Annotated in this window: 19 protein-coding genes; 8 read left to right on the forward strand and 11 right to left on the reverse strand. The window is 64.1% G+C overall.

Features of this window, described 5'->3' with window-relative positions:
• Positions 1 to 130 precede the first annotated feature (130 nt).
• Both LB541_RS01690 and LB541_RS01695 read right to left on the reverse strand, forming a co-directional pair.
• Complete coding sequence (locus LB541_RS01690; protein WP_140655741.1) at positions 131 to 880, reverse strand: crotonase/enoyl-CoA hydratase family protein; 750 nt, start codon at positions 878 to 880, stop codon at positions 131 to 133.
• Between the two features lie 19 nt (positions 881 to 899).
• A complete protein-coding gene (locus tag LB541_RS01695) occupies positions 900 to 2,669 on the reverse strand; it encodes an acyl-CoA dehydrogenase (protein WP_140559372.1) in 1,770 nt (589 codons plus the stop codon).
• A gap of 227 nt (positions 2,670 to 2,896) precedes the next feature.
• Here LB541_RS01695 and LB541_RS01700 point away from each other — a divergent pair, with 227 nt between their 5' ends.
• The 4 genes from LB541_RS01700 (at position 2,897) to LB541_RS01715 (ending at position 5,214) form a co-directional block, all read left to right on the forward strand.
• Entirely contained in the window at positions 2,897 to 3,145 is a 249-nt protein-coding gene (locus LB541_RS01700; protein ID WP_140498033.1) for a hypothetical protein, read from the forward strand.
• Positions 3,146 to 3,183: 38 nt separating this feature from the next.
• Positions 3,184 to 3,471 (forward strand): DUF1778 domain-containing protein, encoded by a 288-nt coding sequence (locus LB541_RS01705; protein WP_140498031.1) that lies wholly within the window; start codon positions 3,184 to 3,186, stop codon positions 3,469 to 3,471.
• An 8-nt stretch (positions 3,472 to 3,479) separates the two neighbouring features.
• Entirely contained in the window at positions 3,480 to 3,971 is a 492-nt protein-coding gene (locus LB541_RS01710) for a GNAT family N-acetyltransferase (protein WP_224617669.1), read from the forward strand.
• A 127-nt stretch (positions 3,972 to 4,098) separates the two neighbouring features.
• Positions 4,099 to 5,214, forward strand: coding sequence for a glycoside hydrolase family 25 protein (locus tag LB541_RS01715; protein ID WP_140655735.1), 1,116 nt, complete (start codon positions 4,099 to 4,101; stop codon positions 5,212 to 5,214).
• A gap of 24 nt (positions 5,215 to 5,238) precedes the next feature.
• Here LB541_RS01715 and purD read toward each other — a convergent pair whose 3' ends face one another.
• Together purD and LB541_RS01725 are read right to left on the reverse strand one after the other, a co-directional pair.
• Positions 5,239 to 6,522: a phosphoribosylamine--glycine ligase gene (gene purD, locus LB541_RS01720; RefSeq protein ID WP_140520820.1), complete on the reverse strand. Its 1,284-nt coding sequence runs from the start codon at positions 6,520 to 6,522 to the stop codon at positions 5,239 to 5,241.
• Positions 6,523 to 6,680: 158 nt separating this feature from the next.
• Complete coding sequence (locus LB541_RS01725) at positions 6,681 to 7,502, reverse strand: phytanoyl-CoA dioxygenase family protein (RefSeq protein WP_140655733.1); 822 nt, start codon at positions 7,500 to 7,502, stop codon at positions 6,681 to 6,683.
• 91 nt (positions 7,503 to 7,593) lie between these two features.
• Between LB541_RS01725 and LB541_RS01730 the strand changes: the two genes are divergently transcribed.
• Positions 7,594 to 8,505 (forward strand): LysR family transcriptional regulator, encoded by a 912-nt coding sequence (locus tag LB541_RS01730; protein WP_224617670.1) that lies wholly within the window; start codon positions 7,594 to 7,596, stop codon positions 8,503 to 8,505.
• A gap of 69 nt (positions 8,506 to 8,574) precedes the next feature.
• Positions 8,575 to 9,558 carry a 4-hydroxybenzoate octaprenyltransferase gene (gene ubiA, locus LB541_RS01735; protein ID WP_140895536.1) on the forward strand — a complete coding sequence of 328 codons (984 nt, stop codon included), beginning with the start codon at positions 8,575 to 8,577 and terminating at the stop codon, positions 9,556 to 9,558.
• A gap of 75 nt (positions 9,559 to 9,633) precedes the next feature.
• Here ubiA and LB541_RS01740 read toward each other — a convergent pair whose 3' ends face one another.
• The 3 genes from LB541_RS01740 to LB541_RS01750 all read right to left on the reverse strand — a co-directional run bounded on the left by LB541_RS01740 (position 9,634) and on the right by LB541_RS01750 (position 12,798).
• On the reverse strand, positions 9,634 to 10,200 hold the full coding sequence (locus LB541_RS01740) for a DUF6101 family protein (protein ID WP_140498020.1): 567 nt from the start codon (positions 10,198 to 10,200) through the stop codon (positions 9,634 to 9,636).
• 182 nt (positions 10,201 to 10,382) lie between these two features.
• Entirely contained in the window at positions 10,383 to 11,813 is a 1,431-nt protein-coding gene (locus tag LB541_RS01745) for an FAD-binding oxidoreductase (protein ID WP_224617672.1), read from the reverse strand.
• A 10-nt stretch (positions 11,814 to 11,823) separates the two neighbouring features.
• A complete protein-coding gene (locus LB541_RS01750; protein WP_224617673.1) occupies positions 11,824 to 12,798 on the reverse strand; it encodes an L-threonylcarbamoyladenylate synthase in 975 nt (324 codons plus the stop codon).
• Between the two features lie 162 nt (positions 12,799 to 12,960).
• Between LB541_RS01750 and LB541_RS01755 the strand changes: the two genes are divergently transcribed.
• Positions 12,961 to 13,410, forward strand: a complete 450-nt coding sequence (locus LB541_RS01755) for a hypothetical protein (protein WP_140514781.1) — start codon at positions 12,961 to 12,963, stop codon at positions 13,408 to 13,410.
• Positions 13,411 to 13,499: 89 nt separating this feature from the next.
• On the opposite strand, the gene glyS is transcribed toward LB541_RS01755, so the two are convergent.
• From glyS to LB541_RS01775, 4 genes are all read right to left on the reverse strand, one after another.
• Entirely contained in the window at positions 13,500 to 15,800 is a 2,301-nt protein-coding gene (gene glyS / locus LB541_RS01760; protein ID WP_224617675.1) for a glycine--tRNA ligase subunit beta, read from the reverse strand.
• Positions 15,800 to 16,039, reverse strand: a complete 240-nt coding sequence (locus LB541_RS01765) for a hypothetical protein (RefSeq protein WP_224617677.1) — start codon at positions 16,037 to 16,039, stop codon at positions 15,800 to 15,802. Before LB541_RS01765 ends, glyS begins: the two co-directional genes overlap by 1 nt.
• A gap of 75 nt (positions 16,040 to 16,114) precedes the next feature.
• The gene (locus LB541_RS28595; protein WP_224617678.1) at positions 16,115 to 16,789 is read right to left on the reverse strand and encodes an endonuclease domain-containing protein; all 675 of its coding nucleotides are present in this window, start codon (positions 16,787 to 16,789) and stop codon (positions 16,115 to 16,117) included.
• Between the two features lie 129 nt (positions 16,790 to 16,918).
• Positions 16,919 to 17,839 carry a glycine--tRNA ligase subunit alpha gene (locus LB541_RS01775; protein ID WP_181175076.1) on the reverse strand — a complete coding sequence of 307 codons (921 nt, stop codon included), beginning with the start codon at positions 17,837 to 17,839 and terminating at the stop codon, positions 16,919 to 16,921.
• Positions 17,840 to 18,049: 210 nt separating this feature from the next.
• Here LB541_RS01775 and LB541_RS01780 point away from each other — a divergent pair, with 210 nt between their 5' ends.
• Positions 18,050 to 18,511, forward strand: a complete 462-nt coding sequence (locus LB541_RS01780) for a GNAT family N-acetyltransferase (RefSeq protein WP_140498002.1) — start codon at positions 18,050 to 18,052, stop codon at positions 18,509 to 18,511.
• Positions 18,512 to 18,562 lie beyond the last annotated feature (51 nt).

Genomic DNA, 18,562 nt, shown 5'->3' on the forward strand with positions numbered 1-18,562 from the left:
TAAACTAGCGCCGACATCCTCACTGCGCCTAGCCCGGGCTGGCCAGTGGCGACCGAGGCACGCGGGATAGGTCGGCGCTCCACCCCACCCTGCGGGCCGACCTCCCCATCTAAGGGAGGCGGGGGCCGAACTATTTTTTTCTGGTCATGAATGCCGTCAGTGCAGCGCGGGCTTCGTCCGATTTCAGCCGCTCGCGAAAATGCTCGCTTTCCACGTTGATGCGGGCGACGAGGTCCTCGCGAGAGCCGCGCATCAGGTCGCGCGCGATCCTGAGCGCCTGCGGCGGCTTGGCGGCGATCTGGCCGGCGGCCGCCAGAACCGACGCCTCCAGCGCTCCTTCCTCGACAACTTCGTAGATCAGACCAGCGGCCTTGGCGCGTTCGGCCGAGAAGCCTTCGCCAAGGCCGAGCAGCGCGAACGCGCCCTGCTGGCCCAGGATGCGCGGCGCCAGCAGGCTCGATCCCGCTTCGGGCACAAGGCCGAGGTCGACGAAGGGTGTCCTGAACACGGTGCGCGGCGTGGCGAAGGTCAGGTCGCAGTGCAAATTGAGCGTGGTGCCGATGCCGACCGCGATGCCGTCGACACCGGAGACGATGGGTTTTGCGACCCTGGCCAGCGCCGTCAGGAAATCCCAGACTTCCGTGCCGCCTTCGCCGCCAGTCGCGACGACCATGAAATCGGCGAGGTCGTTGCCGGAGGAGAAGGCACCGGGCACGCCGAGAAAGACATGGACGCGAATTGCCGGATCCGCATCCCCTTCGGCCAAGGTTTGCGACATCTTGGCGTACATGGCGCGCGTCAGCGCGTTCTTCTTGTCCGGGCGGTTTATGCGGATGATCTGCATGGCGCCCTGGCGCTCGACGAGGATATGGTCTGTCACGGTTCTTTCCTTGTGAACGTCAGGCGGAAATCAATGTCTTGCCGGCAGCGGCGAGGCTTGCGGCGCCGTCGACAACGCGCTCCTTCAAGGCACTTGTCTCGCCGAGCAGGTTTTCGGCGAAAAAGCGGCAAAGGGCGACGCGGCCGTGATCGGCAACGGCGCCCCGCGCCAAGTAGGCGCCGCCGGCTGCAAGCGAGACCAGCCGGAGATAGGGTGTCGCGCCGGCAAGCGCCTCGCCAGTCCGGCCATCGGCCGACAGTTTTTGCAGGAAACGTGTCGCTTGCGTCAGATCGTCGAGCCCGCGGTCGAGAGCATCGGCCGTATGGCCAAACCCTTCGAGATTCGATGTCCGCACGGCGCTGGCGACAGCGGCAAGCTCGGCGATGAAGCCGTGCACATGCTCGCCGCCGCCGAGCGGCAGTTTTCGGGTCACCAGATCGATCGCCTGGATGCCGTTGGTGCCCTCGTAGATCGGCGCGATGCGGGCGTCGCGATAGAGTGCCGCAGCCCCCGTCTCCTCGATGAAACCCATGCCGCCATGGACCTGGACGCCAAGCGAGGCGACCTCGACGCCGATATCGGTCGAAAAAGCCTTGGCAAGCGGCGTCAACAGGTTGGCCCGGTCGCGCCAATGCGCCGCCTGGTCACCAGACGATACGCGCGCCAGGTCGATGGCATGGGCACAGGAATAGCTGATCGCCCGCGCGATCTGCGTCAGCGCCTTCATGGTCAGGAGATTGCGCTGCACGTCGGGGTGATGGACGATCGGCGCCATGCCGGCACCGGCGTAATCCGCCGCCTTGCCCTGGCGGCGCTCATTGGCATAGGCAATCGCCTTCTGGGTCGCGGCTTCCGCGACCGCCACGCCCTGCATGCCGACGGCGAGGCGGGCATTGTTCATCATGGTGAACATGCAGGCCAGCCCCTTGTTCTCCTCGCCGATCAGCCATCCGATGGCGCCGGGCTTGGCGCCCTGAAAACCGTCGCCATAGATCATGGTGCAGGTCGGCGAGGCATGGATGCCGAGCTTGTGCTCGAGGCCCGAACAGAAGACGTCGTTGCGTGCGCCAGGCGAGCCGTCCGCGCCGACCAGGAATTTCGGCACCAGGAAGAGCGAGATGCCGCGCGTGCCCGCAGGCGCGTCAGGCAGCCGCGCCAGTACCAGATGGACGATATTGTCGGTGAGATCATGCTCGCCATAGGTGATGAATATCTTCTGGCCGAAGATGCGGTAGGTGCCGTCGCGGGCCGGTTCGGCGCGCGTGCGCAAGGCAGCGAGGTCCGAGCCGGCCTGCGGCTCAGTCAGGTTCATCGTGCCCATCCACTCGCCGGAGACGAGCTTTGCGAGATACTTGGCCTTGAGCTCTTCCGAAGCGTGCTTGTCGAGCGCCTCGACCGCACCCATGGTCAGCGTCGGGCCAATGCCGAAGGCCATGGCGGCGGAATTCCACATTTCGAGCGCGGCGACGCCGAGCATGGTCGGAAGCGCCTGCCCGCCATATCCTTCCGGGCCGGAGAGCGCGTTCCAGCCGCCGTCGATCCAGCGGCGATAAAGTTCCTTCCAGCCCGGCGGCATGGTCACTGCCGCGTCCTTCAGCACCGCGCCGTGCTCGTCGCCGATCTTGTAGAGCGGCGCGACCTCTTCGGTGGCGAAGCGGCCGGCCTCGCTAAGAACGGCGTCGACGAGATCCTCGCCGAGATCGCCGAACGTGCCGTCATCGAGGGCAGGCTTCAGGCCGGCCACATGCTTGAGGGTGAACGCGATGTCCTCGACCGGTGCCAGATACATGCCGCTCGCTCCTCCTGATGCATCGGCCAGGCTGATCCTAGGACCTGAGTGGGACCTGCTTGCCACACACCGTATTCGCCTTTGGGCGATCGCCCATCTTCTTTTTACGTAAACGTCAAATTTTGTCACGCTGATTTTGTAATCGCGCCGGCTCGTATTAAATGCGATGGACGCCGGGTCAAAATCGACCGGCAACAGACCAGAACCAGCCGACTGGAAACCAACTCATGCTTGCCAGACCTGACGCCTACCGTTGTATCGAGTGCGGCCTGCCCTACCGGGCGGCGGGGTTCTCATACTATCACGGTGAATTGGAAAACGGCGCCGCCTATTGGTCGGATCGCGGTATATTGTGCTCGCCGAAATGCTCGCTCGCCCATCATCGCAAACGCGCGGCCGAAGGCACGCTGCCGCAACAGCCCGCGCCGGATCCGTTTGAAGTTCAGCCATTCGGCCGCGCTGACCGTCGCACTTGATATGTATTCCCGTACATACCGTGCTAGAGGTGATCGAAATGACAAACCAACTGACCCGTACCTCCCGTCTCGAAGCTCGGATATCCCCGGATATGCTGGGTGTGGTGAAACGTGCCGCCGAAATCCAGGGCCGCAGCGTCAGCGACTTCGTGGTCTCCGCAGCGCAGGAAGCTGCACAACGCACCATTGAGGAGATCGCTATCATCCGCCTGTCCATCGAGGATCAGCTCGCTCTGGTAGAGGCCATTCTCAATCCGCCCGAACCTAATGAAGCGCTGCGCAAAGCCGCCGACGCCTACAAGCGAGTTGTCGTCGAATCCCGGTGAGTCTAGGCTTGATCATCGAGCCGCTGGGCGGATCGTATGATCGTAAGACATTCAGCTGTGGCGTGCTGGCACTCGGCCAATATCTACACGAGTTGGCAAGCCAGGACGTCAAACGCCGAGTTAGCAACTGCTTTGTCGCCGCGGACCGTGATGTCGATCTCATTGCCGGATACTACACTCTTGCAGCGTCAAATGTGCCCATCACTTCTCTGCCGGAAGACCTGACAAGACGCGTACCGCGTTACCCGGTCCTGCCCGCCATATTGATCGGAAGGTTGGCAGTTGATACCCGATATCAGGGAAAAAGAGTAGGATCGATACTGATCGTGGATGCACTTCGGCGCTGCGCCCAAGCTGCTCCTGCTTCCTTCGCACTGATCGTCGACGCAAAGGACGACATGGCCGCCGCCTTCTATTGCAAATATGGTTTCAGGCCATTTCAAGACCGGCGGTTGTCGCTGTTCCTATCAGTAGCGACGGCGTTGAAGCTGTTCGGCTGACGGACCGCATTGCCTTGAAAGCGAATCCTTAACCATAGCGGTCCAGGATTTGCCTTTGATCAACGGGGATTCCTGTTTGAAGAGAACGGCGCATCTTCTTCGCCGCCCAGCGATCGCTCTCGCGGCGATGATGGCGCTGACAACGGCGGCAAGGGTCTCGGATTTCTCCGAGCCGTGGAAAAGTGCCGACCGGGCGCTTGTCGTCGATGCTTACGAATACAATTCCATCGACTGGGCGCAGCTTGCCACGGACAAGCGCGTCGTCGGCTTCATCAACAAAGCCTCCGATGGCATGTCGCCGCCCTATTCCTGCTCCGGAGACGATACCGAGGTCAAACTCTGCAAGGCACTGTGGAAACGCCATGCGGTGACGCGCGAACTGTTCCAGACGCGCAAGGTGGTCGCCAAGGCCCTCGGCCTGAAATGGGGCGCCTATCACCTCGCCCGCCCCGGCAATCCGGTCGAGCAGGCCAATAATTTCCTCGATTTCGCCGATCCCGCGCCGGACGACCTCATGGCCCTCGACATCGAAGGCATTGATCCCGCGCAATGGATGTCGCTCGACGACGCCGAGGCGTTCGTGCGCCAGGTGCATCGGCGCATCGGCCGCTTCCCGGTACTCTACACCAATGGCAAGACCGCCCAGTATATCGCCGACAACAGCTACAAATACCGGCTGCTGTCGCGGCTGCCGCTCTGGTACGCGCGCTACAAGCCTGACATCGACGTGCATTTTCCCATCGGCAACTGGCAAGGCTATGCGCTCTGGCAGTTTTCGGCGCAGGCCAATTGCGGCCGCTTCCGGTGCCCCTACAGGGTAGCCGGCACGCCCGACGACATCGACGTCAACGTCGCGCCGACAGATGCCGCCACGCTGCGCCAGCAATGGCCGTTCGGCGGGCTGATCGACGTGCCGGCGGATTATCTCGCCAGCGTACCGGTGCCGCTCTCGCGCGAAGCCGCTTTGGCCGGCAAGACCACTCTCATCTACGCCGATGTGGCGACGCCACCGAGTTTCGGGGAAATGGTCGCGGTGCTTGGTTCGCGCTGGTCGAAATTCCGCGACGGGTTCCGCATGCCTGTCGTGAAGACGGTGCTGCGGCGGCCGATCTTCGGCATCGTCCAATATGTCTCCTGGAAGCGCACCGGGCAGCGTACCCCAGCGCAACTCGACGCCGCCTTCGCTGCGGCGGCGGACCCGGTGAGCACCGCTTCTACCGAACCCGACCGCGGCAAACGCTGAAAGCGCGCGACAGGATCCTTGCGGTCAGCTTGCTCCTGCCGCTTCGCGCGCCACGGCCTGCCAGCCAATGTCGCGGCGGCAGAAGCCCTGCGGCCAGTCGATACGGTCGAGCGCGGCATAGGCCTTCTCCTGCGCCTCGCCGACAGTCGCGCCGACCGCGGTGACGTTCAAGACGCGACCGCCATTGGCGACCAGCGCACCGCCATTGATGGCGGTGCCGGCATGGAAAATCTGGGCGCCTTCGCTGGCAGCCTCATCGAGCCCGCGAATGACCGAGCCTTTTTCGGGCGTGCCGGGATAGCCCCTCGCGGCCATGACGACGGTCAGTGCCGCCTCGTCGCTCCAGCGCGCCGATATGTGCGCGAGCTGGCCATCGACGGCGGCATTGAGCAGCACCAGCAGGTCGTCCTTCAGCCGCATCATCAGCACCTGGCATTCGGGGTCGCCGAAGCGGGTGTTGTATTCGATCAGCTTCGGCCCTTCGTCCGTTATCATCAGCCCGGCGAAGAGAATGCCGGCGAAGGAGGCACCCGTTAAAGCCATGCCGCGCATGGTCGGTTCGATGATCTCGCGCATGGTGCGCTCTACCATCTGCGGCGTCATTACCGGGGCCGGCGAATAGGCGCCCATGCCGCCGGTGTTGGGGCCGACATCACCGTCGCCGACGCGTTTGTGATCCTGCGCGGTGCCGAAGGGCAGTGCTGTAGTGCCGTCGCACAGGCAGAAGAAGCTGGCCTCCTCGCCGGTCAGAAACTCCTCGATCACCACTTCCGCGCCGGCCGTGCCGAAAGAGCCGTCGAAACAGGCGTCGAGCGCGGCCAGCGCCTCATCCATCGTCATTGCGACCGTGACGCCCTTGCCCGCGGCAAGGCCATCGGCCTTGATGACAATCGGCGTGCCCATCTTCTCGACATAGGCCTTGGCCGATGCCAGGTCTGAGAAACGGCCATAGGTGGCGGTGGGGATGTCATATCTGGCGCAGAGATCCTTGGTGAAGCCCTTCGATCCTTCGAGCCGCGCCGCCGCACGCGACGGGCCAAAGACGCGGATGCCCCAGCCGCGCAGATCGTCTGATATGCCGGCCACCAGCGGCCCTTCCGGCCCAACCACGACGAGGTCGATCTGCTTGTCCTTGCAGAAGGCGGCGACAGCGGAATGATCGGCGATGTCGAGCTTGACCAGCTCCGCCTCGCGGCCGATGCCAGGATTGCCGGGCGCAGCATAGAGCTTGGTCAGCAACGGCGACGCGGCGATCTTCCAGGCGAGCGCATGTTCGCGGCCGCCGGAGCCGAGAAGAAGAACGTTCATGGCCACCTCTTGATGCCTGTAATCTTCCAAAGAACCCGCTATTGCTCTCTGGACGACGGGTCAAGGCATCCGGGCGATTTGGTCGAAATTGCGCACGGGAACGTTACCCCTGCCAGAAAATCGGCGGCGTCCTCCGCCGCCGATTTCGGGCAAGCGCCTCAGCCCTGGAAGACGATCGGGAACCAGTCCTCGCGCAGCTTCTGCCCCGGCTGCATGCCATGGCCATGATAGGGCGGCGAGGTGCGCCCCGGCCGTTCGACATAGTGGGCGTCGTCACCAACCCAGCGCAGCGATAGCGCACGCCGCCGCGCCGCGGTCAGGTTGCCGCGCGCGCCATGCGCGGTCCTGAAATCGAACAGGATGGCATCGCCCGGCTCCATTTCCCATTCAAGCACCTCCAGCGAGGGGTCCGTGTCTGGATCCGGCACCGGCAGGTAGTCGCCCTCGTCGGCATAGAAATTGCTGTCGTCGAGCCAGCGCACCGGCAGGATCATCTTGTCCCATTTGTGCGAGCCGGCAATCAGCCGCAGCGTTGCCTCCTTTACAGGGTCGATAGGGATCCAGAAGCTCACCGTCTGCCGGCCGTCGACGAAATAATAGGGGATGTCCTGATGCCAGGGCGTCGGCTTCTGCGTGCCCGGTTCCTTGACAAGGACATGATCGTGGAAGAACTGCGCCGTGCGCGACCGCATCACCGCGGCCGCCAGTTCAGCCGCCGGCGATTCGCCCACCAGCTTGACGAATTCTGGAATGCGTTCCCAGTTGCAGTAGTCGTCGAAGAAGCTGCCTCGCCCATTGGCGATATCCGACGCGGTGGCGCTGCGGTTTTGCATGTTGCGCTCGATGCCGGCGGCGATCGTTTCGACCCAGTCCTTGAAAGCGCCGCGGATGCAGACAGCGCCGTCGCGCTGGTAATCCGCTATTGTCCGCGCATCGATCAAGCCTGTGTCGATCGCGCGAGGTGCGGTCTGGGAAGCCATGGCATTCTCCTTTCAGGGATCGATGCCACTATCGCAAGCCTCTTTCATTCAGTAAAATAATAACTTCTCATCTGTCACATAGTGCCACTCTATGAGTCTGACCCTAACGCAGCTGCGCTATCTGGTTGCCGTCGCTCGCCAGGGCAGCGTTACCGGCGCGGCCAGGGCGCTGAACGTCTCACAGCCGTCCATTTCGGTGGCGATCGACGCGGTCGAACAGGATTTCGGCCAGAAACTCTTCGTGCGCCAGCGCGGAAGCGGCGTTTCGCTGACATCCTTCGGCCGCGCCGTGGTGGCCAAGGCGAAACAGGTCCTTGCCGAGACGGACGAGCTCATCGGTCTCGGCTCGCGCAAGTCGGCGCTCGGGGGCGAACTGGTGCTCGGATGCTTCGAAGATCTGGCGCCTTATTTCGCGCCGGCCCTGATCCGCGCCTTCTCGGAACGCCATCCTGAGGTTGCAGTGATCGTGCGCGACGAGACCTTCGAGACGCTCGGGCGGCGCCTCGGCGATGCCGCCGTCGACCTCGGGCTCACCTATGATCTTGGGCTGCCTTCGCATTTCGCCCGCATCCTGCTGCATGAGCTCAGGCCGCACGCGCTTTTGCCGGCTGGACACGCGCTGGCGGATCGTCCCGATGTCAGCCTGGCCGATCTGGCCGCCTATCCGCTGATCACGACGGACCAGCCGCATAGCTGGCAGCACATGCTGGACCTGTTCCGCAGCCGTGGCCTGTCGCCGGTCGCCGACAGGCAGACAAGCTCGTTCGAACTCCAGCGCAGCATGGTGGCCAACGGCTTCGGCGTCGCCGTCAGTTACACGAGGCCGCATGGCGACCGCAGCTATGACGGCTTGCCTCTCGTCTGCAAGCCGCTTTCCGATCCGCTGCCCATGCAGCGCATCATCCTCACCCATGACACGCACCAGCGCCTGCCCAATGCCGTGCTGGCCTTCGTCGACGTGGCAAAGAGCTGGTTCTCCGCCCGCGACATCTTCGCCTCCTGAAGCGCTGACGAATGCCACTGCCCTGCTCGCCGCTTGACGGTTTGCGCGGCTGCTGCCACTCCATCGTTCATGGAAACGGTTCAGTCGAAAGCAGCCCAGGGCCGCGTCGCCGACGCGCCGAACGGCCATTGGGTGTACCGCGTGCTGCCGCGGCCGATATGGCCCTATGCGCAGCTTGCCCGATGGGACAGGCCGATCGGCTGGCAGTTGCTTCTGTGGCCGTGCTGGTGGTCCGCGGCTCTCGCGGCCAGCGCCTATCCGCGCCCGGGCGATCCGCTGCCTTCGCTGCTGCCGGCGCCCTTGTATCTCGTGCTGTTCCTGGCCGGCGCCATCGCCATGCGCGGCGCCGGTTGCACCTATAATGATCTGGCCGACGAGGACATCGACAATCAGGTCGAGCGCACGCGCTCGCGGCCGCTTCCGTCGGGCAAGGTCACGCGGCGGGGGGCATGGCTGTTTCTCATCCTGCAGGCACTGGTCGGACTTGCCGTGCTCTTGCAGTTCAACAGCTTCGCCGTCCTGCTCGGCGTCTGTTCGCTGGCCATCGTCGCCATCTATCCATTCATGAAACGGATCACCAACTGGCCTCAACTGGTTCTCGGCCTTGCCTTTTCCTGGGGCGCGCTGATGGGATGGGCGGTTGAGTTCGGCGACCTGGACGGGCCGGCCGTCATGCTCTATCTCGGCTCGATCCTGTGGGTGATCGGCTACGACACGATCTATGCGCACCAGGACAAGGAAGACGACGCCATCGTGGGCGTACGCTCGACCGCGCGCCTGTTCGGCGACAATACCAAATCGTGGCTGGTCGGGCTTTATGGCGGCGCGCTTGTCTGCTTCGCCATCGCCTTCGCTTCGGCGCAGGCCCCTGTCGTGGCTCTGGCCGGACTTATCGCCGCCGGCGCCCACATGGCGCGGCAGATCCTGGTGCTGGATATCGACAATCCGGATCAATGCCTGCGGCTGTTCAGGTCGAACAACCAGGTCGGCTGGCTGATCTTCCTCGGCCTCATCGGCGGCGCGCTGTGGGTGGCGCTGAAGCCGCTGGTATAGTTTTCTTTCCCTTCTCCCCGTTTACGGAGAGAAGGTGGCGGCAGCCGGCGCCAGCCTTCCAGACAGAATTTCAGCCTATTCGCGCGCGATGATCTCCTCGCCGCCGATCACCAGCCTGAGACCGAGGTCACCCGCCCTGCGGCGGGCGAGGAAGCGCGGGCGGCGCATGGTCGAAACGCGGCCCTTGCGGCGATCCTGCGGCGGCAGCGTCTTGATGGCCGCGCCGAGCGATTCCTCCAGCGTGCGGGCGATGCCGTCCGATTCGATCAACAGCATCGGCAGGCGATAGGCGTCGGCCCAGGCGCGCCAGTCGGCGGCGACGTCGTCGAGATCGTCGGCCACCAGCAGCGGCACCGACAGCATCGGATCATTGTGCAGGAGTTCCAAAGTCACCGTGACGTTACCTTCCGGGTCCTCCATCGCGCGGGCGGCAACGCCGCGGAACGCATTGGCGGGCAGAGCGATGATCGCCGGTACGCCGCTCATCTCGAGCAGGCGGCGGATCACGGCGCCACGGTGGTCGATGGTGAAGGTCACGTCGCCATAGTCGTCGCGCGTGGCGTAGCTTACCACCTGCGGCAGGCGGAATGGGTCGAGGCGCATGTTGCGTCCCGCCCAGACTGGCTTCAGTCCAGTGTTCATTGAATGCCTTCCTGTTTCTCCTGAGAGCCGGTGTCCGGTTCTCTCCGGGCCAGTTTTCCCGGCCTCGTTATGGGGAAACAGTAGCGCGGCCTCCTTACCGCCGCGCTTAAGAAAGTCGGTTAAATTTTGCTGATCACGGGGATGGTTATCGGAATGCGACCGAGCGCTTGAATCCGAAAGGATCAGATAACCTTACCAGGATTCATGATGCCGGCCGGGTCGAAGGCCTGCTTGACCCTGCGCATCAGGTCTATCGCCATCGGCGGGGCGGTGGCGATCAGTTCGTCCCGCTTCAACTGGCCGATGCCGTGCTCGGCCGAGATCGAGCCGTGGAAGGAGCGCACGACGTCGTGCACGGCCTTGTTCATGGGGTGGTAGAGATCGAGGAACGCCTGGTCGTCGCCGTCAACTGGCCGCGAGATGTTATAGTGGAGATTGCCGTCGCCCATATGGCCGAAGCAGACCACGCGCGCTCCGGGGCTGACCGAAGCCACCGCGCCGGCGGCCTCTTCCATGAAACGTGGGATCGATGCCACCGGCACCGAAATGTCATGCTTGATCGAGGCGCCCTCGGGCTTCTGTGCGTCGGGCAGCACCTCGCGGAAATTCCAGAAGGCATCGCCTTGCGCAAGGCTGGCCGCGATCACCGCATCGCCGACGACTTCCTGTTCCAGCCCGGCCCCGAGCACGTCCTCGATCAAGGCCCTGGCATCTTCCGGTGAACGGCCGGACGAGATCTGCATCAGCACATACCACGGCCAATCCTGCGCCAGCGGCCGCACCACGCCCTGGGCATGCGCCAGCGTGAAATCGTAGGGCCGCTTGCCGATCAGTTCGAAGGCGGTGAGCGCGGCGCCGGCGCGGTCCGTCGCCAGGCTGAACAGCGACAGCGCCGCCTCGGCCGACGGCAGGCCGACGAACGCGACCTCGCGACCTTTCGGCTTCGGGAACAGTTTCAGCACGGCGGCGGTGATGATGCCGAGCGTGCCTTCGGCGCCGACGAACAGGTTCTTGAGGTCGTAGCCGGTATTGTCCTTCTTCAGCTTGCGCAGATCGTCGAACACTTCGCCGGTCGGCAACACCACCTCGACGCCGAGGCAGAGCTCGCGTGCATTGCCATAGGCCAGCACGCCGGTGCCGCCGGCATTGGAGGAAAGATTGCCGCCGATCTGGCAGGAGCCCTGCGCGGCCAGCGACAGCGGAAACAGCCGGTCTGCGGCATCGGCCGCTTCCTGCAACGTCTGCAAGATGACGCCGGCCTCCGCCGTCACGGTGTTGGACAAGACATCGATCTCGCGGATGCGGTTCAGCCGCGACAGGGACAGCACGATTTCGCGGCCGGACCTGTCCGGCACCTGGGCGCCGACCAACCCGGTATTGCCGCTTTGCGGCACGATTGGCGTTGCCGTCTCGGTCGCCAGCCGCAGGATCCGGCTGACCTCCTCGACGCTGCCTGGCCGCAGCACGAGCGATGTCGCGCCATGCCATAGCCCGCGCCGTTCGGTGATGTAGGGTGCTATATCGCGCTGGTCGCGCAACGCGTATTTTTCGCCTACGATCGCCGCGAAGCGGTCGATGAGAGCGGTGTCGGGAATCTCGGCGATGTCGGTCATGTGCGCGAAACTAGGTTGGCGGCAAGCTATTGTCACGCGGCGCGGCGGCCCGTGAAAGCCGATCGTTGATCGCTTCGCCGAGCCCGTCGAAGGGAACGGGTTCCACGGCGATGGTCCGCGCGCCGCTGCGATCGAGTTGCTGCATGTAGGCGAAAAGATTGCTCGCCGCTTCGCGCAGGTCACCGGCCTCGGACAGATTGAGGCAGGCGGCCGCCTTTTGCCAGCCTTCGGCGCGACGTTTGCCGAAGGCCAGCAGCGCCTCGCCTTCGCCGACGGTCCCGGCGTTGAGCCGCACCGCGGCGTCAGGCGCATAGTGCGAGGCAAGCATGCCCGGCGCCTCGACACCGGCGTTGGCGCCGCGCAACAACTCCATGCCGACGACCGCCTCGATTTCCTGGGCGGCAATCCCGCCGGGCCTCAGCAGACGCAATTTTCCCTCTTCGGCCTTGACGATGGTCGATTCCAGCCCGACCGGCGTCGCCCCGCCATCGACGACCAGCTTTATGCGTGCGCCGAGATCAGCCGCCACGGCTTGCGCCGTCGTCGCGCTGATCCTGCCAGAGGAATTGGCGCTGGGGGCCGCAAGCGGCCGGCCGAGCCTTGCAATCAGGTCGCCGCCAAAGCCCCTCGGCATGCGCAAGGCGATCGTGTCGAGCCCGGCGGTGACCAAAGGATGGGTGCCGTTGCCGGGCCGCTGCGGCAGCACCAGCGTCAAAGGACCTGGCCAGAACGCAAGCGCCAATTTCCTCGACAGCGGATCGAACACAGCGATGCGCTCGGCCATCTCCATATCGGCGATATGGGCGATCAGAGGGTTGAAGCGCGGCCGCCCCTTGGCCTCGAAGATGCGCGCCACGCCGATGCCGTTGGTGGCGTCGCCGGCGAGCCCATAGACGGTCTCGGTCGGAATGGCGACCACCTCGCCGCTTTCGAGCAGCGCCAATGCCCGTTCCATCGCCTCGCCGACGGCAAGAATTTCAGCCACTCTGGTCACCTCACGAATGCCGGCTGCGTAGTACGATGGCGTCCAAGGGGCAAGCCCGGCCCTTGGCGATTTAACAATCCCTAAAATGCTACGGTTCCGCGAAAGCCGGCATCAATTCCGACCCGCTATCGTGGGGCTTCCGGGTAATGGGGAGCTTTCATCGTGTCTGTGCGTATTTGGGGAACGCTGGGTGTAACTCTGGCGGCGATGGCCGGCGGGGCCCAGGCCTCGTCACTGGTCTTTCCCGGAGCGCCGTCCGCAACGCCGTCCATTGTCACGCTGGAGGCAGCCGACGCTGCCCAGGCAGGCGATACGCGGTCGGTCACCGCACTCGGCGACCCTGACGTCACCTATGAAAAGGTGGCGGCGATCCCGAACGCGCCTGAGGCGCGGCACGGCTTCCTGCAAAACCCGATGATCATTCGCGGCGGTATCGTCGGCAGCGCCTTCTCGACGCCCACGCAGGCCAAGGCGCCGGCCACTGCCCCTGCAACCGCCACCGCTTCGGCGGCACCGGCGGCGAATGGGCAGAAGACCCCGGCGACATCACCGGCAGCCGCGCCGGCGGCGGCAGCGCAGCAGCCCGTCCCTGGGGTCGGCAAGCTCAAGTAGCGGCTGTCTTGACGTCGATCCGGCGTCCGGCACCATTGCCGGACAGGCCGCTTTTGCGCCGTGGACGAGTGTCGCCGCCTGAAGTCTCTTTAGCCCGCGATCTTGGAGAAATCCGCAACCTGGTCGGTGGCCGCGCGGATGCGGGCGAGCAGCGCCAATCGATTGGCGCGCACGGCCTGATCCTCATCATTCACGAGAACGCGTTCAAAGAATGAATCAACCGGTTCGCGCAAAACGCTAAGCGCCAGCATGGCGGCGGAAAAGTCTTCGTTTTGAATCGCTTCGCCGGCTTGCCTCTCGGCCTGATTCACCGCCGCGAACAGCGATTTCTCGGCATCCTCGCTGAACAGCGCCGGCTCAACGGTTTCGGCGATCGCGGTTTTCTTCTTCTCCTCGGCAGCCAAAATGTTGGCGGCGCGCTTGGTGCCGGCAAGCAGGTTCTTGCCGTCCTCGGTATCTAGGAAAGAGCCCAGCGCCTCGACGCGGCGTACGATCTGCAAGAGGTCATCCGACTGCGGCGTGATGACAGCGTCGATCAGGTCGTGGCGAGCGCCCTGATCACGCAGGTAGACTTTCAAGCGGTCGTGGAAGAAGGCGAGGAGGTCTCGGACCTGATCCGTACTGCCAACCGTGTAGTTCATGGAGGCGCTGCCGAAGATCGCCGTCAGTCCCAATCGAATGCGGTTCTCGACCAAAATCCTCACGACGCCGAGCGCAGCGCGACGCAGCGCGTAAGGATCCTTCGAGCCTGTCGGCTTTTCATCGATGGCCCAGAAGCCGACAAGCGTATCCAGCTTGTCGGCGAGCGCGACGGCGATCGACACCGGATCGCTCGGCACGTAATCGGACGGCCCCTGCGGTTTGTAGTGCTCTTCGATGGCTGCCGCCACGGACGGATGCTCACCCTGAAGCAGCGCGTATTTGCGGCCCATGGCGCCCTGCAATTCCGGGAACTCTCCGACGACTTCGGTGGTCAGATCGGCCTTGGCGAGAACCGCGGCGCGAGCGGCGAGCGCGGGATCGGCGCCGACGAGCGGCGCCAGGTCCTCCGCCAATCGCCTGATCCGCACCACGCGCGCGCCCTGCGTGCCAAGCTTGGCATGGAAGGTCACATTGAGGTGGTCGAGGCGCGCGGTGCGCTGGTCGAGAGGCTTCTTCAGATCAAGCCCGAACTTTCTCGCCGACGCCTCGAGCTCGGCGAGATCAGGCAGATCGCCCTGGTCGGTCGTCCAGAAATAGAGCGCGTCGGAGAGGCGCGCGCGCACCACCTTGCCGTTGCCGTGGGCGATCTCCTTGCCGCCGTCACTAGCCTCGATATTGGCGGTGAGGATGAAGCGGTTGGAAAGTTCGCTGATCTCCCCCCTTGAGGGGGAGATGCCCGGCAGGGCAGAGGGGGTCGTCTCATGTGGAGCGCCGGCGTCCTCTGTGTGCGAAAGGGAGTCGCGTCCCGTCGTGCCGACCCCCTCTGTCGGCTTCGCCGACATCTCCCCCTCGAGGGGGGAGATTGGGCGCGATGTCACAAAGCACTTCTGGTTGGCGCGGATGGTCAGGCGGATCACCTCGGCCGGAATGGCCAGGAAAGCGTCTTCGAACGCGCCCATCAGCACCACGGGCCATTCCACCAGCCCGGACACCTCTTCCAAAAGCCCCTCGTCCTCGACCAGATCCAGCCCGTTGGCGAAAGCGAGGTTGCGGGCATCGGCAAGGATGATCTCCTTGCGCCGGTCGGCGTCGAGCACGACCTTGGCCGCTTCCAGCTTGCTTACATAGTCGTCGAAGCGACGCACGATGATGGCGCCGGGCGCGTGAAAACGGTGGCCGTAGGTGACATTGCCCGAGCGGATGCCGTCGATCTCGAAATCGACCACGACCGGCTCCTCGGTTTCCGGACCGAAGGTGCACAGGATCGATTGCAGCGGCCGCACCCAGCGCAGCGAGCCGGGCTTGGCCGAGGCCGGCCCCCAACGCATCGATTTCGGCCACGGGAAATTGCGGATGATATCAGGCACCAGTCCGGCGATGATCTCTTCCGCCGCCCTGCCCGGTTTCGAGACATGGGCGACGTAGAAATCGCCCTTCTTCGGGTCGGAATGGACGTGTGCCTCGGCGACCGAGGAAAGCCCGGCCTTGCGCAGGAAGCCTTGGACTGCCTGTTCCGGCGCCGTCGTCGACGGCCCCTTGATCTCCTCGCTGATATCCTTCGAGCGCGCGGTCAGCCCCCTGATATCGAGCGCCAGTCGCCGCGGCGTCCAGTACTCGCGCGCCGCCTCGTAAGTCAGCCCTGCCTCGACCAGGTCGTCGGTCAGCATCTTCCTCAGATCGCCAGCCGCCTTGCGCTGCATGCGGGCCGGGATTTCCTCGGAGCGAAGTTCGAGCAAAAGGTCCGGCATCAGAGTGTCTCCGCCCGCATGCCATTTTCCTGTTCGCGCGTCCTCGCGCCTCCGGCGCTGCGGGCGCGCGGCTGGGCCGGGATTTCCTCGGAGCGAAGTTCGAGCAAAAGATCCGGCATCAGAGTGCCTCCGCCCGCATGCCATTTTCCTGTTCGCGCGTCCTCGCGCCTCCGGCGCTGCGGGCGCGCGGGCTGGGCCGGGATTTCCTCGGAGCGAAGTTCTAGAAGCAGGTCAGGCATGGATAGCTCCTCACCCTCCCCTCGATGGGGAGGGTCGGCGCGTCAGCGCCGGGGTGGGGTGGCGGCGTCTCAATCTCAAGCGCCTTCGGCGTCTGACGGGCGAAGGTCTGATTTTCGTTCTTCCACCGCCGCATAGATCGTATCGAGCACGGAATCCAGTTCGTTTTTGATTTCGTGGTTCCAGAAACGGATGACACGATAGCCCTGACTTTCGAACCATTTTGTCCGAATTTCGTCGTGTCGTTGCTGACGATCGAAGCTGTGGTGAGCGCCGTCCACCTCGACGATCAGCTTCAGGCGGTGCGAGATGAAATCAGGGAAGTAAATACCGACCGACGCCTGCTTGCGAAATGAGTGCCTTTCCACCGGGATGCGCCATAGGTGCCGCCACAAGATGCGTTCTTCGTCGGTCATCGCCGCACGAAGCCGTTGCACCGACCGCAGTTTGAACCGATCGAGTTTCGGCATGAGAAGTCGCGCTGTCACCCCCACCCGCCGCTTCGCGGCGACCTCCCCCATCCAGGGGGAGGTAAAGAGGCCATAGCAACTCGGCTGGCCGCTGTCACCCTTTCCAGAAATTTTGGGCGTCCTGTCGGGACGGGATGATCCCACCCGTCCTTGGATCAAAGATTTCCATGAACCGAACGCAGCGCTGAAGCGACCCACGCTCAGGCAGAGAGCTATTGGCTGAACGACCATGAACACGGTATCCAGACTTTTGCAAATCCTGGCGCTCAGCGCCTGCTTCACCGCTCAGGCCCATGGCGCCTTCTCGATGCCGGGCGTGCGCCAAGCATTGCGCATAATAGCCGGCCCGAGCGGCCAGATTCTATCGCCGATCAACGCTTCCCTCGATTTGATGAGGGAGGGTGCCTGAGATCAGGCCGCCAATCCGCCGGCCTGCGTCTTCAAGAACGCCTCGCCACAGGCTTTCGCCAGATTGCGCACGCGCAGGATGTAGCTCTGCCGCTCGGTGACGGAGATCACGCCGCGCGCGTCGAGCAGGTTGAAGACGTGACTGGCCTTGATGCACTGGTCGTAGGCGGGAAACACCATGCGGTGCACAGGCAGATTGTCGTTCGATGCGGGCGCACCGGCATCGAGCAGTGCCTTGCATTCGGCCTCGGCATCGTCGAAGTGGCGCAGCAGCATCGTCGTGTCGGCGTATTCGAAATTGTGACGCGAATATTCCTGCTCGGCCTGCAGGAAGACATCGCCGTAGGTGACCTTGTCGGCGCCGTCGCGGCCGTTGAAATTGAGGTCGTAGACATTGTCGACGCCCTGCACATACATGGCCAATCGTTCCAGGCCATAAGTGAGTTCGCCGGCAACCGGTGCGCATTCGATGCCGCAGACCTGCTGGAAGTAGGTGAACTGCGACACCTCCATGCCGTCGCACCAGCATTCCCAGCCAAGGCCCCAGGCGCCCAGCGTCGGGCTTTCCCAATCGTCTTCGACAAAGCGGATGTCATGCAGCAGCGGGTCGACGCCGATCGCCGCCAACGAGCCGAGATAGAGCTCCTGCAAGTTGGGCGGATTGGGCTTCAGGATCACCTGATACTGGTAGTAGTGCTGCAGCCGGTTCGGATTCTCGCCGTAGCGGCCGTCCTTGGGGCGGCGCGAAGGCTGGACGTAGGCGGCGTTCCAGCGCCTCGGTCCAAGCGCCCGCAGCGTCGTGGCCGGATGGAAGGTGCCGGCACCGACCTCCATGTCGTAGGGCTGGAGGATCACGCAGCCATAGTCCGCCCAGTAATTGTGCAGAGTCAGGATCAGCCCCTGAAAGGAGCGGCTGGGATGCATATGGGCGGGGATTTCAATCGTCACGGTGGCCTCGGCTGCAAGGGCTGACTTGCGGCCCCGTCCTAGAGACACGGCGGCGAAGCGTCAAGCAAGGCGCGGGCGTCGCGAGGCATGTCGAAAGCTTTGCGAGCGGCTGGCCCATTGCCGGCGATGAGCACGTGCCTTCTGGTGAACGCTCACAACTCCGTCTCGCCAGACAACAGGTCAGCCATGCCCAACTCCATCACCGTCCGCCCGGTCACGCGCCAGGATTTCGCGCAATGGCTGCCGCTGTGGGACGGCTACAACGCGTTTTACGGGCGCTCGGGCGAGACGGCGCTGGCAAGCGAGATCACCGCCATGACATGGTCGCGCTTCTTCGACGCCTATGAGCCGGTGCATGCGCTGGTTGCCGAAAGTGAAGGACGGCTCGTCGGCCTCGTGCACTACCTCTTCCACCGCAGCACCACGGCGGTCGCGCCGAACTGCTATCTGCAGGATCTTTTCACCGACGAGACCTTGCGCGGCAAGGGCATCGGCCGGGCTCTCATCGAGGGCGTCTACGAGCGGGCGCAGGCGGCCGGTTCGGGCCGGGTCTACTGGCTGACGCACGAGACCAATCACACCGCCATGAAGCTCTACGACAGGATCGGCGAACGCTCGGGCTTCGTCGTCTACCGCAAGCTGTTCTGACACGGCTGCCAACGAAAACGGAGCCCGACAAGGGCCCCGTTCGCGAGCAAC

It is taken from the genome of Mesorhizobium sp. BR1-1-15, assembly GCF_020165475.1.
Taxonomy (GTDB): domain Bacteria; phylum Pseudomonadota; class Alphaproteobacteria; order Rhizobiales; family Rhizobiaceae; genus Mesorhizobium.

What these genes read in the sequence shown, in the direction of transcription:
- LB541_RS01725 (WP_140655733.1), bottom strand. Translation starts at nt 7,502, where the DNA reads ATGGCTTCCCAGACCGCACCTCGCGCGATCGACACAGGCTTGATCGAT.
- LB541_RS01780 (WP_140498002.1), top strand. Translation starts at nt 18,050, where the DNA reads ATGCCCAACTCCATCACCGTCCGCCCGGTCACGCGCCAGGATTTCGCG.
- LB541_RS01740 (WP_140498020.1), bottom strand. Translation starts at nt 10,200, where the DNA reads ATGAACACTGGACTGAAGCCAGTCTGGGCGGGACGCAACATGCGCCTC.
- LB541_RS01745 (WP_224617672.1), bottom strand. Translation starts at nt 11,813, where the DNA reads ATGACCGACATCGCCGAGATTCCCGACACCGCTCTCATCGACCGCTTC.
- LB541_RS01715 (WP_140655735.1), top strand. Translation starts at nt 4,099, where the DNA reads ATGATGGCGCTGACAACGGCGGCAAGGGTCTCGGATTTCTCCGAGCCG.
- purD (WP_140520820.1), bottom strand. Translation starts at nt 6,522, where the DNA reads ATGAACGTTCTTCTTCTCGGCTCCGGCGGCCGCGAACATGCGCTCGCC.
- LB541_RS01775 (WP_181175076.1), bottom strand. Translation starts at nt 17,839, where the DNA reads ATGCATCCCAGCCGCTCCTTTCAGGGGCTGATCCTGACTCTGCACAAT.
- LB541_RS01730 (WP_224617670.1), top strand. Translation starts at nt 7,594, where the DNA reads ATGAGTCTGACCCTAACGCAGCTGCGCTATCTGGTTGCCGTCGCTCGC.
- LB541_RS01700 (WP_140498033.1), top strand. Translation starts at nt 2,897, where the DNA reads ATGCTTGCCAGACCTGACGCCTACCGTTGTATCGAGTGCGGCCTGCCC.
- glyS (WP_224617675.1), bottom strand. Translation starts at nt 15,800, where the DNA reads ATGCCGGACCTTTTGCTCGAACTTCGCTCCGAGGAAATCCCGGCCCGC.
- ubiA (WP_140895536.1), top strand. Translation starts at nt 8,575, where the DNA reads ATGGAAACGGTTCAGTCGAAAGCAGCCCAGGGCCGCGTCGCCGACGCG.
- LB541_RS01765 (WP_224617677.1), bottom strand. Translation starts at nt 16,039, where the DNA reads ATGCCTGACCTGCTTCTAGAACTTCGCTCCGAGGAAATCCCGGCCCAG.
- LB541_RS01695 (WP_140559372.1), bottom strand. Translation starts at nt 2,669, where the DNA reads ATGTATCTGGCACCGGTCGAGGACATCGCGTTCACCCTCAAGCATGTG.
- LB541_RS01705 (WP_140498031.1), top strand. Translation starts at nt 3,184, where the DNA reads ATGACAAACCAACTGACCCGTACCTCCCGTCTCGAAGCTCGGATATCC.